This is a genomic window from Pseudomonas syringae (assembly GCF_000737245.1).
GTDB classification, from domain to species: domain Bacteria; phylum Pseudomonadota; class Gammaproteobacteria; order Pseudomonadales; family Pseudomonadaceae; genus Aquipseudomonas; species Aquipseudomonas syringae_J.
Genome location: NZ_JPQU01000100.1, coordinates 81,892 through 96,131 on the forward strand (window position 1 = coordinate 81,892; position 14,240 = coordinate 96,131).

At 59.3% G+C, this 14,240-nt stretch carries 13 protein-coding genes and 1 pseudogene; 5 read left to right on the forward strand and 9 right to left on the reverse strand.

Annotation, left to right across the window (positions count from 1 at the left end; genetic code table 11):
* Positions 1 to 57 precede the first annotated feature (57 nt).
* Positions 58 to 912 carry an AraC family transcriptional regulator gene (locus tag IV01_RS01260; protein ID WP_032631714.1) on the forward strand — a complete coding sequence of 285 codons (855 nt, stop codon included), beginning with the start codon at positions 58 to 60 and terminating at the stop codon, positions 910 to 912.
* A gap of 89 nt (positions 913 to 1,001) precedes the next feature.
* Here the strand turns inward: IV01_RS01260 and IV01_RS01255 are convergent, their stop codons facing one another.
* From IV01_RS01255 to IV01_RS01240, 4 genes are read right to left on the reverse strand one after another with little or no spacing between them, the layout of a single operon-like run.
* Positions 1,002 to 2,411, reverse strand: coding sequence for a UbiD family decarboxylase (locus IV01_RS01255; RefSeq protein ID WP_050508038.1), 1,410 nt, complete (start codon positions 2,409 to 2,411; stop codon positions 1,002 to 1,004).
* 50 nt (positions 2,412 to 2,461) lie between these two features.
* Positions 2,462 to 2,920, reverse strand: coding sequence for an alpha-hydroxy-acid oxidizing protein (locus IV01_RS01250; protein WP_032631717.1), 459 nt, complete (start codon positions 2,918 to 2,920; stop codon positions 2,462 to 2,464).
* Positions 2,917 to 3,120 (reverse strand): hypothetical protein, encoded by a 204-nt coding sequence (locus IV01_RS01245; protein ID WP_154232288.1) that lies wholly within the window; start codon positions 3,118 to 3,120, stop codon positions 2,917 to 2,919. Before IV01_RS01245 ends, IV01_RS01250 begins: the two co-directional genes overlap by 4 nt.
* A complete protein-coding gene (locus tag IV01_RS01240; RefSeq protein WP_032631719.1) occupies positions 3,117 to 4,538 on the reverse strand; it encodes a sodium:solute symporter family protein in 1,422 nt (473 codons plus the stop codon). Before IV01_RS01240 ends, IV01_RS01245 begins: the two co-directional genes overlap by 4 nt.
* Positions 4,539 to 4,909: 371 nt before the next feature.
* Between IV01_RS01240 and IV01_RS01235 the strand changes: the two genes are divergently transcribed.
* Genes IV01_RS01235 through IV01_RS01220 form a run of 4 tightly spaced genes read left to right on the forward strand, consistent with a single transcriptional unit; the run spans position 4,910 to position 8,707 of the window.
* Complete coding sequence (locus tag IV01_RS01235) at positions 4,910 to 5,668, forward strand: SDR family NAD(P)-dependent oxidoreductase (protein ID WP_032631720.1); 759 nt, start codon at positions 4,910 to 4,912, stop codon at positions 5,666 to 5,668.
* A 20-nt stretch (positions 5,669 to 5,688) separates the two neighbouring features.
* Entirely contained in the window at positions 5,689 to 7,131 is a 1,443-nt protein-coding gene (locus IV01_RS01230) for an aldehyde dehydrogenase family protein (protein WP_032631721.1), read from the forward strand.
* Between the two features lie 21 nt (positions 7,132 to 7,152).
* The gene (locus IV01_RS01225; RefSeq protein ID WP_032631722.1) at positions 7,153 to 8,100 is read left to right on the forward strand and encodes a LysR family transcriptional regulator; all 948 of its coding nucleotides are present in this window, start codon (positions 7,153 to 7,155) and stop codon (positions 8,098 to 8,100) included.
* Positions 8,090 to 8,707: a UbiX family flavin prenyltransferase gene (locus IV01_RS01220; protein ID WP_032631723.1), complete on the forward strand. Its 618-nt coding sequence runs from the start codon at positions 8,090 to 8,092 to the stop codon at positions 8,705 to 8,707. The genes IV01_RS01225 and IV01_RS01220 overlap by 11 nt, the downstream gene beginning before the upstream one ends.
* Positions 8,708 to 8,778: 71 nt before the next feature.
* Here the strand turns inward: IV01_RS01220 and IV01_RS26565 are convergent.
* The 5 genes and pseudogenes from IV01_RS26565 to IV01_RS01200 all read right to left on the reverse strand — a co-directional run bounded on the left by IV01_RS26565 (position 8,779) and on the right by IV01_RS01200 (position 14,029).
* Positions 8,779 to 9,233 (reverse strand): annotated as a pseudogene (locus IV01_RS26565) (GNAT family N-acetyltransferase).
* Positions 9,234 to 9,346: 113 nt separating this feature from the next.
* Positions 9,347 to 11,398, reverse strand: coding sequence for a pyridoxamine 5'-phosphate oxidase family protein (locus IV01_RS01215; protein ID WP_032631724.1), 2,052 nt, complete (start codon positions 11,396 to 11,398; stop codon positions 9,347 to 9,349).
* Positions 11,399 to 11,441: 43 nt separating this feature from the next.
* On the reverse strand, positions 11,442 to 12,068 hold the full coding sequence (locus IV01_RS01210; protein ID WP_032631725.1) for a glutathione S-transferase family protein: 627 nt from the start codon (positions 12,066 to 12,068) through the stop codon (positions 11,442 to 11,444).
* A gap of 137 nt (positions 12,069 to 12,205) precedes the next feature.
* Positions 12,206 to 13,129 carry a LysR family transcriptional regulator gene (locus IV01_RS01205; RefSeq protein ID WP_032631726.1) on the reverse strand — a complete coding sequence of 308 codons (924 nt, stop codon included), beginning with the start codon at positions 13,127 to 13,129 and terminating at the stop codon, positions 12,206 to 12,208.
* 3 nt (positions 13,130 to 13,132) lie between these two features.
* Entirely contained in the window at positions 13,133 to 14,029 is an 897-nt protein-coding gene (locus IV01_RS01200; RefSeq protein WP_080290422.1) for a LysR family transcriptional regulator, read from the reverse strand.
* Positions 14,030 to 14,240: the final 211 nt, after the last annotated feature.

Genomic DNA, 14,240 nt, shown 5'->3' on the forward strand with positions numbered 1-14,240 from the left:
CTCCTTCGGTGCAGTCGAACAACAATAGCCGCTTGAAGCGAGCGAGGGAGCTACACAATGTCGATTGCCCAACGGGTGTTTCACGGCAAATTCGGCCGTGTCGCGCTGCTCAACATGGATCGGCCGCTGGTGACCCACACCCATTCCGAATGCCATGTACTGATCAAGGTTTCCGGCCAGGATACTTACTTCAACGTCAATGGCCGTGTGGTGCCGCTGGCCGACCGCACTGCAGTGCTGGTCAACGCTTGGGAGCCGCACTTCTATGCTCCGCAACCTGATGCCGGCAACACGCTGATCCTGGCGCTGTACATCGAGCCCGCCTGGCTGGCCACGGCGCAGCAATCTCTGGTGCTAAGCGCCAGGCCGGATTTCTTCGCCCAACCCTGCATTGACCTTTCGATACAGAACCGCACCCTGGCCGACATCCTGATCGCTGAAATGCACGGCTACGGACTGGTCCCCAAAGAGCGGATCGAGTTCCTGTTGTTCGACTTCCTGATCCAGCTGATTGAAGACTTCTCCCAATGGCGACAGCTCTGGCGTCAGGGTGCGCCGACCCATGGCGAGTTTCGCGATGCACGCATCCGCCGTGGCACGGCTTATCTGCTGGAGCATCTTGAAGATCCGGACCTGATCGAAAACGCCGCTCGCGCCAGCGGCCTGTCCCGAGCGCATTTTTTTGCACTGTTCAAGAAAGATACCGGCATGACGCCAACCCTGATGGTCAATGACGCCCGCATGCGACGAGCGTTCACCTGGCTCGAACAGGAACGCAGCGGCACTCTGGGTCTGCTCTCGGAAAGCCTTGGCTTCTCCGAGCAAGGCCACTTCACCAGATTCTTTCGCCAGCACATCGGCGCATCCCCGAGCCAGTACCGGCGGGTGGTGGACAGCTACAGCGGGACATGAGCCGTCGGCGGCTCAAACCACCGTCCACCGAAACGACAATGCCGAATCCCCGTCAGGAGATTCGGCATTGTTGCAGCAGGGGTACGGAATCAGAACAGGTGTTGCCAGTCCACCGGTGCCGGGCAGGTTACAGCGTCCAGATCGACCTCTGCTTCACCAGGCACGCGAATACGGGTAAAACGCATCGGCGGCGCAGACAACGGTACGGTGGCGTCATAGCCCATTTTCGAGCCAACACCGTCGCGAGTCGATGGATCGAGTTTCGACCCCTGAGCCTCATGCACCAGTACCAGATCACGGTCGGCTTGAAAACGCGTGGCAATTGCCCACTCCACTTCAGTGGGGTTGTGGATGTCTACATCGAGGTCGACCACCACCACATGTTTGAGGTCGTAGTGGCCGCCAAATGCTCCGAGGATGACATTTTTCGCTTCGCCTTCGGAACGCTTGTCCAACTGCACATACAGGTGATAACGGCAGACACCACCTTTGGCCAGATGTACATCACGGACACCCGGAAAACTTCGGCGCAAATGAGCCAGCAGTGTCGCCTCCCGAGGAATTCCGCCCAGCAGCAGATGCTCCAGCCCTCCCCCAACAATGGTGTGGAAGATCGGCGCCAGCCTATGGGTGATGGCGTCCACCTCAATCACATGGCGTTCGGCACGTTCGCCGTAGTATTGAGGAAACTCACCAAAAGGCCCTTCCAACTCCCGGACGTTGGCCAGCAAACGGCCTTCCAGGACAATTTCCGCCTCGGCCGGAACCCGAATCCGATTAGTCACGCAACGCACCAGCGGCAGCGGACGGCCATGCAGAGCGCCGGCGATTTCCAGTTCATCGTGGTCAATGGGCACGATGGCCTGAGAGGCCAGCAGTGTCAGCGGGTCGGCGCCAATCACCACCGCAACTTCCAGATCTTCACCCGTACCTTCGACTTCCTGAAAGAACGCCAGCGCATGCCGAGGCAACAACAGAGCACCCAGTCGATTGGCGGAACTGACCTGTAGCCGATGGATGGAGACGTTCTGGATACCGGTGCGCGGATTGCGGGTAATCAGCAGCCCCGCTGTGATGTAGGCGCCGCTGTCATGTTCGTTATGGGTCGGGATCGGCAATTGCTTCAACAGGTCTACCTGATGAAGAACCACTGTCTGACACGGCGCATCCGCCACTTCCTCGCCGGCAATGGGATTGAGGCTAGCCTCCTGAAACCGGTTGAGCACCTCAGCAGGCTTGACACCCATGGCTTCAGCCATCCACAAGCGGTCCGAGAGCAGGCCGGAAACCACGGGGATTTCGTGCTGATCAGGGGCAAGAAACAATGAAGCGCTCTGACCGTCCAGACGATTGGCGACTGCCGCCACGCCAAATCGCAAGGGCGTACCAGCCTCCACCAGAGTCAGGCGCTGGGTACTTTGTAAATGGTCCAGCCAACCGCGCAAAGTTGCGCCGGGTGGTAATGGTTGGTCGTGGGCAGAAAGCTGGTGGTTTGACATCGGTCATCTCGCTATTGAAATTGTTATCGATTGGTCTTGATCACGTCCGATCAAGGCTGCCAGGCGGCTGAATGACGCACGGCAGCGTTGCGTAATTGCGCGCACGTGTACGCGCCGTGTTGCGCCAGCGCGGTGCGCAGCTCTTCCTCAAGCAATTGCGCTACATGGTCGGGTTCCTCGGTGCCAATTCCTATGGGGCTGGCGTAGCGGCGCCCAAACAGCTCCACTTCGGTATTCAACGCGGCACACACCCCATAGCGTGGGATGATCTGCACTGCGTCCAACGCGCTGCGATTACGTTCGGCAGCGAGGTGCTCACCGGTCCCGCCATCGACAAAATCGAACGCAAAACCCGGAATCCGGCGCCGGGCTGCTTTCTCCAGATAGTTGAAGGTGGGCAGGCGTTGCTTGAGCTTTGCCGATCTGCCGGTGCCGCTGCCTGCGCCCCAGGCCTGGACTGATACGACCGATTGTCCAGGTTTGATGTCCATCTCGACCACCTCGCTCATTGCGCAGCGCCGGACTGCCGGATCTGCTCGATGGTCTGGCGCACGGATATGCGTTGCGGATCGCAAACAATTTCGATCAGCACCGGGCCTGAAGCTTCAAGGGCGATCTGCAAGGTATCGGCAAAAGCAGCATCGTTGGTGACCCGCACCCCTTCGCGCTTGAGCACTTCCAGAATGGCCTGGGCTCCGGACATCCTCATGGGTGAACTCCTTCAGTTTTATTCAGCGTCTGGTCATTCTCCAGAGGCACCTCCTGACCACGGCGCGTGAGGTGGCTCAAGGTCATAATCACCAGCGGCGTCGCCAAGGCAATATAGGCGTTGTCGATGCCATAGGGATTGCCCATCAGAAACCAGCCCACGGTCACGATCAGCGACGCGATGATGCTCAGGAAGGCGCCCCGGCGGGTGCCGAAGGTCGGAGCGTAGAACACCATCACAACGAGCACGGCAAGAGAGGCGCGCAAGGCCTTGGCGAGGAACGTCACTTCCAGCACGCCGGATGCAAAAATGGCCAGGCTGATGGGCAACAGGCCCGCGACCACCGTGGCCGTCTTGACGAACACCAAATCACGCTTCACTTGATTGGTCTTGTTGAAAAAAGGCTGATAGAAGTCTTTGAGCGCCAGGGTGGCAATGCCCATGGTCAGCGCGGAAATGGTGCCGAACAGGGACCCGGCCAAACCCGCCACCACCACCCCGGCCATGATGCTGTCCATCTCACCGATCAATGCCGGGAACGCCAGCAACGGCGGGATGGCCGGGAACAGTACGCGACTGCACATACCGATCAGTGCCGCACAGATGCCAAAAGGCACCAGCATGACCGCGCAATAGAAAGCCGCATGCCGGGCCTTGTCGCCGTTGCTGACGGTGTTCACTGCTTGAATCACATACTGCGTCGCAAAGGTTGCACCGACACCGGCAACCATCCACGCCATGATCTGACTCCAGCCGACATTGTCGACAGTGAGCATGGGTGCTGGCAGTTTCTCCAGCAAAGCGTCCATACCGCCGACGCGACTCAGGGCAAAACCCAGCGTCAGAATGATCCCCAGGTATTTGATCAGCGCATGGAGAAAGTTGGTGTAAACCACCGAGCGCATGCCGCCGACGCTGACGAAAATCACCGCCACAACACCGGTAATGACAATCGCTGGCGTCTTGCCGATGCCCAGCAGCCCGGCCAATACCGCACCGCCACTGGCATAGACCGATACGGCGACGATCATCAAGGCAAAGATCATGATCACGGACGTTGCGAAACGGACGGGCTCACCATAGGTCCGAGCCAGTGCGCCGGAGATGGTGTTCTCGCCCAACTCGCGATACTTGCGCGCGAGCAGCAGCGAGAACAACACAAACCCAACTCCCAGCGATGCCAGGTTCCAGGCCGCGGAAATGCCTGACGTATAGGCGGCCTGGGCTGTACCGACGCTGGCCGTGGTGCCGATGAATTCGGACATCATCAGGAATCCGATCAGTACCGCCGGAAAATGACTGCCGCCGGTGGTGTAGTTGGCCGCGCTGCGGGAGTGACGGCGCACCGCGTAACTGATCAAGGCGAGAGCGAACATATAAAGAACAGTGATCGACAGCACCAGCCAACTGGAACCCATGGTATTTCTCCGATTTTTTGTTGTTGTTTCGGACGAGGCCACTGCGTCGGCGGCTTCGATTGGGACCAAGCTAAACAGGCATTGGCAGCTCCTGCCTATTAACAAATGTTGATACGGACTATCAGTAATGCCTTCCCCATGCGTTGAAATCCGGGGCTTGAACGCGAATCAGACTACAAGGCAAATTTGCCGACTGTGGCGCGAAACTCCGGCGTTCAGGGCAAGGCGCAGGGTGTGATGATCTACCACACTCGGCGCAGATACCCCTGCCGGATCAGCGTGCGGTCGACGGTGATCGGCAGCACAAAGAATCGAGCTCATAAACGCAAACCCAATAAAAACAAGCCCCATAAAAACAAGAGAGAAACGCCATGAATCGGCTCAACCACAAAGTGGCTATCGTCACCGGCGCAGCCCAGGGAATCGGCGCGACCTACGCCCAGGCGCTGGCCGCCGAAGGTGCCAGGGTCGTGATATGCGACCTGCACGCTCCGCAAGACACCGCCAACGCAATCCGCGCACAGGGTGGTACTGCGCTGGCAGTTGCCTGTGATGTCACCGACGGTGACGCGGTAAAAGCCATGGTCAGTGCAGCAGTAGAAGCTTTCGGCGGGGTGCATGTTCTGATCAACAACGCAGCCCTCTTCGCGACCCTGCAACTCAAACCCTTCGAACAGACCGAGTCCGCCGAATGGGACCGGATCATGACCGTCAACGTGCGCGGTTCCTTCGAGTGCGCCAAGGCGGTATTGCCCATCATGCGTCAGCAGGGCTATGGCAAAATCGTCAACATTGCGTCGGCGACAGCCTTCAAAGGCGCTCCCATGATGCTCGCCTACGTCGCCTCCAAGGGCGCGATCATTGCCATGACCCGCTCCATTGCCCGCGAGGTGGGCGATGCAGGTATCTGCTGCAATTGCCTGGCGCCGGGGCTGACCATGAGCGCCAACGTGCAGGCCAACGCCGACTGGGCTGACGCAATCGTCAAAGCCAACATCGCCAGCCGTTGCATCAAGCGTGAGGCCGTACCTCAGGATTTGATCGGCGCACTGCTGTTCCTCAGCAGCGCTGACAGCGACTTCATGAGCGGCCAGACCATCGTGGTCGACGGCGGTTCGGTCACCCATTGATCGCGGATTGAGGAGCCTCCATGCAAAGCCAACATTTTATCGACGGCCACTGGACTGATGACGGCCAGTGGGCTGAAAGTTTTGACCCCTCCAATGGTGAGGTCATTGGTCGTTTCGCCGAGGGTGGTGAAGCTCAGGCCCGGGCCGCTGTTGCAGCAGCCGCAGCGGCATTCGCCAAGCCACACTGGGCGCAAAATCCGCGCCTGCGCCAGCAACTGCTGCTGGACTGGGCAGGTGAACTCAAGACGCGTCACGAACCCCTGGCCCAGCTTCTGAGCCGCGAAAACGGCAAAGCCCTGGCCCAATCCCGAGGCGAGGTTGCCGGGGCGATTTCGGAAATCATCTATTACGCAGGATTGGCCCGGCATAACCCCGGCCATATTCTGGAGGTCGCGCCGGGTGAGTTTTCCAGTATGTTGCGCGAACCGGCGGGCGTCGCCGGGCTGATCATCCCGTGGAACGCACCTGCGGTACTCCTGATACGGGCCATTGCGCCGGCAATTGCAGCCGGCTGCACTGTAGTGATCAAACCTGCCCCGCAAACGGCACTGTTCAACGCGGCGATTCTTGAACCACTGTTGAACCTGCCAGGGCTACCAGCCGGCGCGGTGAATCTGTTCGCTGAGACCGGCCACGCTGGAGCCAGCTTTATGGTGGCCTCCCCTGAGGTGGATGTACTGAGCTTCACCGGCTCAACCGCAACCGGTCAGCGCATCATGCAGGACGCCGCCGCGACGATGAAAAAGCTTTCACTGGAGCTAGGGGGGAAATCCTGCTGCCTGGTGTTCGAGGACGCGGATATCGCAGCGATTGCGCCGAAGCTCGCCGCAGCGGCGACGATTATTTCCGGACAACAATGCACCGCTGCGCGCCGGATTCTGGTGCATGCCAGCCGTTTCGACGAGATGCAAAAGGCCCTCAAGGCAGCGCTGGCCGAGATCAGGATCGGACCGGGGAGCGATCCTGCGACTCAGATGGGTCCGCTGATTGACTGGCACTCCCGTGACAAGGTCGAACAGCTTATCGCCCAGGCGCTGGACAGTTGTGATCAAGTGCTGTTGCCAGGGGGGCGCCCCCATGGGGTGTCAAGCAAAGGGGCTTACCTTGCGCCGTCCCTGATCACCCATCGCGATAGCGGTGCATTCTTCTGTCAGGAAGAAATCTTCGGCCCGCTGCTGGTCATTGAGCCTTTCGAGGATGAGGCTGAAGCGGTGGCACGGGCCAATCATACCGAGTTCGGGCTTTCCGCCAGTGTCTGGACCGATCACGGCGCCCGCGCCTGGCGTGTGGCGAGGGCATTACGCAACGGCACCGTATGGATAAATGATCACAACAAGCTGTTTGCCGAAGCTGAAACCGGTGGCTACCGCAAGAGTGGCCTTGGCCGCTTGCATGGTGTCGACGCGCTGCTGGATTTCAGCGAGCTCAAGCATATCTATCAGAGCGTCGGCACCCTGGGCTGATCCATAACGAGGAACATAGCCATGGAACTGCGCCAACTGAAATACTTCACCTGCCTCTACGAGGAGGGTTCAGTCACTCGGGCGGCGCAACGCCTGAATATCGTCCAGCCTGCGTTGTCGATGCAGATCGCCAAGCTGGAAGAAGAACTGGGCCAGACCTTGTTCGAGCGCAGCTCCAAGGGCATGCACCCCACGGAAGCCGGCGATCAGGCTTACCGGCTGTTCATGCCGATTCTCGGCCAGTTTCTCGAAGCGCGACAAACTCTCATCGACCGCAGCGGACACATCGGCGGGCGGGTGCACGCCGGATTGATCGCATCAGCAACCAATCACGCCTTGGCAGCGACCCTGGCGCACTTCGTCGAATTCCATCCCGACGTGCAACTGTGCGTCACTTCAGATTACAGCCAGGAGCTGATCGACAAGGTTTTGGCCGGGACGCTGGATTTTGCGGTCATCAACCAGAGCTTTCAGCAGGACCATCTGCACTGCCACGACATCCTCAACGAAGAATTGCTGGTAGCTGCAGGGGCAGCCCACCGGCTCAATTGCACGGTGCCGATTCCATTGGCGGCACTGCAGGATCTCAAACTGGTGTTGCCTTCAAGACGACATGGGCTGCGAATCGTCATTGATCAACGAATGGCCGCTGAAGGACTGGAGCTGGCACCGCAACTGGAAGTGGATGACCTGGCGGTTATTGAAGAGTTTCTGCGGCGCAGTGACTGGGTCAGTATTTTGCCCGCCACCGTCCTGCAGCGTGGTCTGCACCAGGGTGTGTTGCGCGCCTATCCCCTGACGGCCCCCGGAATTACCCGGCGGATGATGTGCGTCCATGATGTACGCCGTCCGCTGACGCCAGCGGCCTTGTTATTTATCGAGGTCATCGGCAAGACCCTGACCTCAGCCTTGAACACCATTCCTTACTACAAAGAGGGTTCAGCCCCGGGAGCAACACATGAACGATAGCCGTACGCAGCGACTCATCATCGGGATTTCTGGTGCATCCGGGGCGATTTATGGGGTACGCCTGCTTCAATTGCTGCGCGACACGCCCGTCGAGACGCATTTGGTGGTCAGCAAATCCGCGATGATCACCCTGGCTCACGAAACCGATATCAGTTGGTCGCAGCTCAAGTCCATGGCCGACGTGACTCACTCCAGCCAGGATATCGGAGCCTCTATTGCCAGCGGATCCTTCAAGACCCTGGGCATGATCATCGCGCCCTGCTCCATCCGAAGCCTGTCGGAGATTGCCAGCGGCGTGACTTCAACGTTGCTGACCCGCGCCGCCGATGTGGTGCTCAAGGAACGCAGGCGTCTGGTCCTGATGGTTCGGGAAACACCGTTGCACCGCAATCATCTGCGCAGCATGACTGAACTGGCCGAGCTGGGAGCGATCATCGCGCCCCCGGTCCCAGCCTTTTATACCCGCCCGCAAAGCCTGGAAGAGATGATCGACCACAGTGTCGGAAGAGTACTGGACATGTTCGATATAGAGTTGGGCATCGTGCGTCGCTGGCGAGAGCAGGCTGAAAGTGTCTTGACCCTGGATGAAGTCAAAAGCTGCACCTGAACACCTTTCATCGCGGTGCGTAACTGATGCTGGTCCGCCGGACAAGTGAAATGGCCGGCGAACGGCCTGGACTACGTCTCAAGCTGTTTTTCCATCACGACGGTGCGCTCATTTCCGTGAAACTCATCGCGGATTTTCTGGTAACCCAGCGCAGCGTAGAACCGCTCTGCAGTTATCGACGAAGGCACCCGCAAAACGCCGACGCCAACCTGGGCAGCAGTCGCGTGAATCACCTCCATAAGCTGCCGACCGATGCCAGTACCCTGGTAGGCAGGATCGACGAAAACGCTTCTGACTACAGCGCCGTCGAGGCTTGCAGTGCCGGTGATATTGCCCCCTAGCCAGGCCACGAAAACCTTGCGCTTATGGAGCAGCGCGCCAATGGATAGGGCAAAAAACTGCGCTCCACCTGAGCGATGACGTCAGGTGAGTAATCCTGCGAATTTGACTCACGCAGGGCGGCGATCACGACGCGGCTTATCGCCGCCGTATCTGTGCTTGTTGCCGGGCGAACAATGACATCCATGTTGGGAACCTCAAACGTCGAGGCTCACAGCATAGCCCGTCACAATGTGCCGACAAATGTTGATCCTTGACGATGCTATTCGCCGGCGGCATCAACCGAACGCCGCCAGTTCATCAGAGATCAAGCACCAGGCCTTGGCCAGCGCCTATTGTCTGCGCCGGTATTGCGCAACAGATCAACACTTTATCGGCGGCCGGCATTTGCGCTGGCGGTGTTGGGTAATGCACTTCACCGCTGATCAGCGTGGCGCTGCAGGTTCCGCAGGAGCCGCCACGGCAACTGAACTCAGGGTTCAGTCCATGGCTCTCGGCCAGTTCCAGCAGGCTGCCACCCCCTGGTTTCCAGCGGGCTTCGGTAGCAGACGCCTTGAAGTACACCGGGACCGGCACTTCGGCTGCAGCCGGTTGCACCAGCGTCGAGGATGATTGGCTTTCCGCCCGCTTCAGTGCCGAGGGTCCGAAGGTTTCTGCGTGAATGCGCGGGTCAGGGATATTCACACTGCGCAGGCCGTCGTACATGGCTTGCAGAAAACCCGCGGGGCCGCAGAGATAAAAGTCGTAGTCATCCAGCGGTAGTCGAGCCTTTACCTCGGCGAAGCTCAAGCGCCCCGCCACTTGGTAGTCTCGCTCCAGCACAGCTTGCGTGCCGGGACTGCTCAGCGCCCGGTGGATGTGCAGCGAACCGGCCGAGCGGTTTTGCAGCGCCAACAGCTCCTCTTGAAATGGCAAATCTTGCGAGTCCCGCGCACTTTGGAACAGATGGATATGTCGCCCACTTTGCTCTCGCAGGTTTTGCGCCACCAGCTCTCTGGCCATGGCGATCATCGGCGTAATGCCAACCCCGGCGCCCAGCAGGACAACCGGGCGGTGGGAATCTTGCGCCAGGGTGAAGCCGCCCAGCGGAGCACGCACGTCCAGTAAATCGCCAACCTGCACGCTGTCGTGAAGGTGTTGTGACGCCCTGCCCATGCGCTTGACGCTAATGCGGATGTGCCCGTCCGAAGGCGCGCTTGAGAGGCTGTAGGTTCTGACCAGAGCGCCCTCACCGTCCGCCATGACGCGCACTGGCAGATGTTGGCCCGGGGCGAACGGGATAACAGCATTGCCGGGCGCCTCCAGGTAAAAGGAGCGAATGTCGCTGCTTTCCTGCTGTATACGGGTCACCCGCCACTGCTGCCAGTGCCGCCGCTGTTCGCTCTGCCGCAGGCGCTCATTGGTTTCCGCCCAAGTGCCTGTAGCTAGGCTGGTGGGGGCGTACTCGTGAAACAGCCAGCGAATTTTTACCGCTCCAGGCCGCACCACCGCCTGTTCTACCTCAAACGTCCAGAGCCGCTCGGCACCTTCGAAAGCCTTGATCAACGGGCTATCCAGCAGCAACTCCGTGCGCCCGGTGAGTTGCAGCGTATCGCCAGTGGTGAAATCAACAAACAGTAAGCCAGCAACCGGGTTTGCCTTTAAATTGCCCAGGGTGTTGAAGAACAGGTTGCCCGCATAGTCCGGGATGGTCAGCCGATTTCCTTCCACGTTGATAAACCCGGCACGACCGCCCCGGTGTGAAACATCAACCGAGCGCTCAGCATCCTGATTAACGAAACTGGCGATAAAAAAAGTATCTGCGGCGCGAATCAACGCCGTGGTTTGCTCATTCAGCGCGGTGAAATCCTGACGCAGCGCGTGGTCACTTTCCGACTCCTGCATTCGCGTATAGGAGCGGTCCTGGATGTATTTGGGGCAATTGCCATAAGACTGCTCAATGGCGATTTTCATGTCCGTGTCTGAGGCGTGCTGGATCACCCCGTTAACGCGATTGCGGCGCCGCGTATGCAGTTCGATACCCAGCAGTCCGATGGCCTCACCGGACTGCAAACCAGGTGTGGCCGGGTCTTGCGGGTCCAGAGAAGTGGACAGGCGCAGGTGATGCGGGTCGGCGCTGCTGATGAAACCTTCAGGCCCCTCAAGCAGAGTGGCCCACGGACGGTTATTCGCATCCACCGCGCCGACCACCACAAAAGGCAACTGGTGGTAGAACTCCCGGTGCTGATCGGGCATGTAATCGCGAATCACTCGACGGCCGAGCTCGTCCATTCGCTCAGCGACGTGGTAGATCTCTTGAAGCTGTTTTTCGCCCACATGCCAGGGTGATTTTGCCGGATGGGACAGACTCATGGCGGATGCTCCTTGATCTCGGTACACGGTCTTCGTTGCGCACTTATGCCGCGTGCAGGCCGACCGCCGTAGGCTGCATCGGCACGAAACCGGGCAGCGACTCAATGCGATGCAACCAGGCCCGAACATTCGGATAATCCTGGAGCGAGACATTGCCTTCCGGGGCATGGGCGATATAGCTGTAGTTGGCCACATCGGCAATGCTCACCTCAGGTCCCGCCAGAAACGGCCTGTCCGCCAACTCAGCGTCCATCACCTTGAGCAACGCATGGGCGCGGCCGATGACCTCGTCGGCATCGAAGGCCGCACCAAACACCGTGATCAGCCGGGCCGCTGCCGGACCGTATGCCACCTGACCAGCAGCCACCGATAACCAGCGCTGAATACCCGCCTGTGCGAGGGGATCATCCGCCAGCCAACCGCCATTGCCGTACTTCTTCGCCAGATACACCAGAATCGAGTTTGAGTCGCTGAGCAGGACGCCGTTGTCATCAATGACGGGGACTTGGCCAAAAGCGTTGATCGCCAGATACGCTGGCTGTTTATGCTCACCCTTGGCAAGGTCGACAAACACTAACTCAGTGGGAAGTCCCAGTAGCGACAGCATCAGCTCCACGCGATGAGAGTGGCCGGATAACGGGTGACGATACAGTTTGATGGCATTTGTCATGAGGGTTTGCTCCGCATTGGTTCAGGAAGAAGCAGCGCAGAATCAAACCCGGGTGGCGGCTAATACGCTGGTAAGACCATGCTGCGCCCGTTCAGGCCGAAGCAGAATCACCAAACTGAGCAATCCATCATTCCGTTTTACGAAACTCCACCGTCTCCTCGTCCCATAAACACAGGGTGGGCACGCAGCAATGGGGTAACAAAATCAACAAAAGTCCTCACCCGAGCTTCGGCACGACGACCGTGTCGGTAGATCAACTGCACCGGCAAGGCGTCGCCGGGGGTGGCGATCAATGCCGGCTCCAGGGCACCACTGCAAAGCTCCTCGTAAACCTCATAGCTCATGCAACGAACCAGTCCCGCGCCCAGCGTGGCAGCACGGATGGCTCCACGCTGAGTTGTGCAACTGAGCACCTGAGCGGGCCTGACTGCTCGGGGGAAAACGCCACAAGGAAAACGCCACTGCGCCTCATCGCCCGGCACCAGGACCACCGTCGCGCGATGTGCCTTGAGGTCATCGGCGCTGGCAGGTCGCCCCCATTTGCCGAGGTAAGCGGGAGACGCGCAAACCATTGGCCGGACCGTGCCCAACGGCGTGGCAAAGTCGGAAGAGTTGCGCAACTGACCAATCACCACGGCCACATCAATGCCGTCCTTGAGCAATTTGGGTACGCCTTCACTCACCCGGATTGCCAGGCGCACGCCGGGAAAGGCGTCCAGATAGGCAAGTGCAATCGGGGTGAAAACCTGCAAATCGAACAGCAATGGCAACGCGACCGTCAGTTGCCCTTGGGGGCTTGCGTGCAAACCCGCTGCCGAGCGCTCAGCCAGTTCGGTCTGCTCCAGGATATACCGGCAACTTTGCGCAAATAGCTCGCCCGTCGGGCTGAGGTCGACTCCGCGCGGCCCGCGAATGAGCAGGGTACTGTGCAAGCGTGTTTCCAGTGCGGCGATGGTGCGCATGATGGTCGCGGACGACAACTTGAGATACCGCGCAGCACCGGCCAGGCTGCCGGTCTGTACTACCGCGTCGAAGGCTTGCATTTCGCTGTAACGACTCATCCCCTAATCTGCCGAAACTGTTTGCAGCGCCGCATCACCTGACAGTCGGCTCGCGCAATGATCAACAAACGTGCGGACCTTGGCGAGTACGCGCCTGTCTCCCTGATAAAGCACGTGCACCGGCAATGCCGCTGTTTGAAATTCCTCAAGGACAATCTCCAGCTCGCCCTTCTCCACCCAATGCGCCACCTGATATGACAACACCCGCGTAAGGCCCCAACCCAGACGCGCTGCATTGATGGCCGCCTGATTTGAGCTGACCATCAGACGAGGCTCAGGGTGCAGCGCAACGGCGCTCGCGCCCACCCTGAAGTGCCAGTCAGTCAGCAAGTTACTGGCAGATGACATCACCACCGGCAGCGCCATGACATCTTCAGGCGCAGTGGGCCTGCCAACCCGATCAAGAAAGCCCGGCGCGGCACACACCACCGGACAAATCTGCCCAACCCTGACCGCTTGCAAACTGGTGTCGGGCAACATCCCGATGCGGATGGCCACATCGACACCCTCGTCCACCATATTCACCAGGCGATCCACCAGTAATGCGTTTATCGTTACTTGTGAATATTCCGCCAGGTACTCGGTGATCAGCGGGATCATAAACAACTCACCGAACATCACTGGAGCGGTCACCGTCAGGCTGCCACGGGCGCGAACGTTGCTGCCGGCGGCCAATTCTTCAGCTTCCTCCAGATCCAGCAAGATCCGTTTGCAGTCCTCCACATACCGCCGGCCTGCCTCGGTCAGACGCAAGAGTCGTGAGCTGCGCGCCAGTAACAGCACACCCAGGCGGCTTTCCAGGCCGGCTATGACACGGGTGACGCTGGGCGGCGACATCCCGACCAATCTGGCACCGCCTGCGAAGCTTTGCGCTTCCACAACAGCGAGCAACACCTTCATTTCCTGAAACCTGTCCACAATCACCGCCGTTGCATAGAGTGGGTTGAGTCGCTTACAGCGTGGGCATAGAGGCTAGCGTAGACATGACAAACAGTCTGCAGTGGCCGAACACTTGCCAAGTATCGGTCGACGTCCAGTCCTGGATGTTCAAAGGCTCTTTGGTTAATCGCCGACCTATATTCTCCGACTATGCAGTCCTTATAACGAAACC

Coding starts and splice junctions, on each gene's coding strand:
- IV01_RS01200 (WP_080290422.1), bottom strand. CDS start 14,029: ATGAAGGTGTTGCTCGCTGTTGTGGAAGCGCAAAGCTTCGCAGGCGGT.
- IV01_RS01245 (WP_154232288.1), bottom strand. CDS start 3,120: ATGAGGATGTCCGGAGCCCAGGCCATTCTGGAAGTGCTCAAGCGCGAA.
- IV01_RS01205 (WP_032631726.1), bottom strand. CDS start 13,129: ATGAGTCGTTACAGCGAAATGCAAGCCTTCGACGCGGTAGTACAGACC.
- IV01_RS01210 (WP_032631725.1), bottom strand. CDS start 12,068: ATGACAAATGCCATCAAACTGTATCGTCACCCGTTATCCGGCCACTCT.
- IV01_RS01240 (WP_032631719.1), bottom strand. CDS start 4,538: ATGGGTTCCAGTTGGCTGGTGCTGTCGATCACTGTTCTTTATATGTTC.
- IV01_RS01215 (WP_032631724.1), bottom strand. CDS start 11,398: ATGAGTCTGTCCCATCCGGCAAAATCACCCTGGCATGTGGGCGAAAAA.
- IV01_RS01235 (WP_032631720.1), top strand. CDS start 4,910: ATGAATCGGCTCAACCACAAAGTGGCTATCGTCACCGGCGCAGCCCAG.
- IV01_RS01260 (WP_032631714.1), top strand. CDS start 58: ATGTCGATTGCCCAACGGGTGTTTCACGGCAAATTCGGCCGTGTCGCG.
- IV01_RS01255 (WP_050508038.1), bottom strand. CDS start 2,411: ATGTCAAACCACCAGCTTTCTGCCCACGACCAACCATTACCACCCGGC.
- IV01_RS01250 (WP_032631717.1), bottom strand. CDS start 2,920: ATGAGCGAGGTGGTCGAGATGGACATCAAACCTGGACAATCGGTCGTA.
- IV01_RS01230 (WP_032631721.1), top strand. CDS start 5,689: ATGCAAAGCCAACATTTTATCGACGGCCACTGGACTGATGACGGCCAG.
- IV01_RS01220 (WP_032631723.1), top strand. CDS start 8,090: ATGAACGATAGCCGTACGCAGCGACTCATCATCGGGATTTCTGGTGCA.
- IV01_RS01225 (WP_032631722.1), top strand. CDS start 7,153: ATGGAACTGCGCCAACTGAAATACTTCACCTGCCTCTACGAGGAGGGT.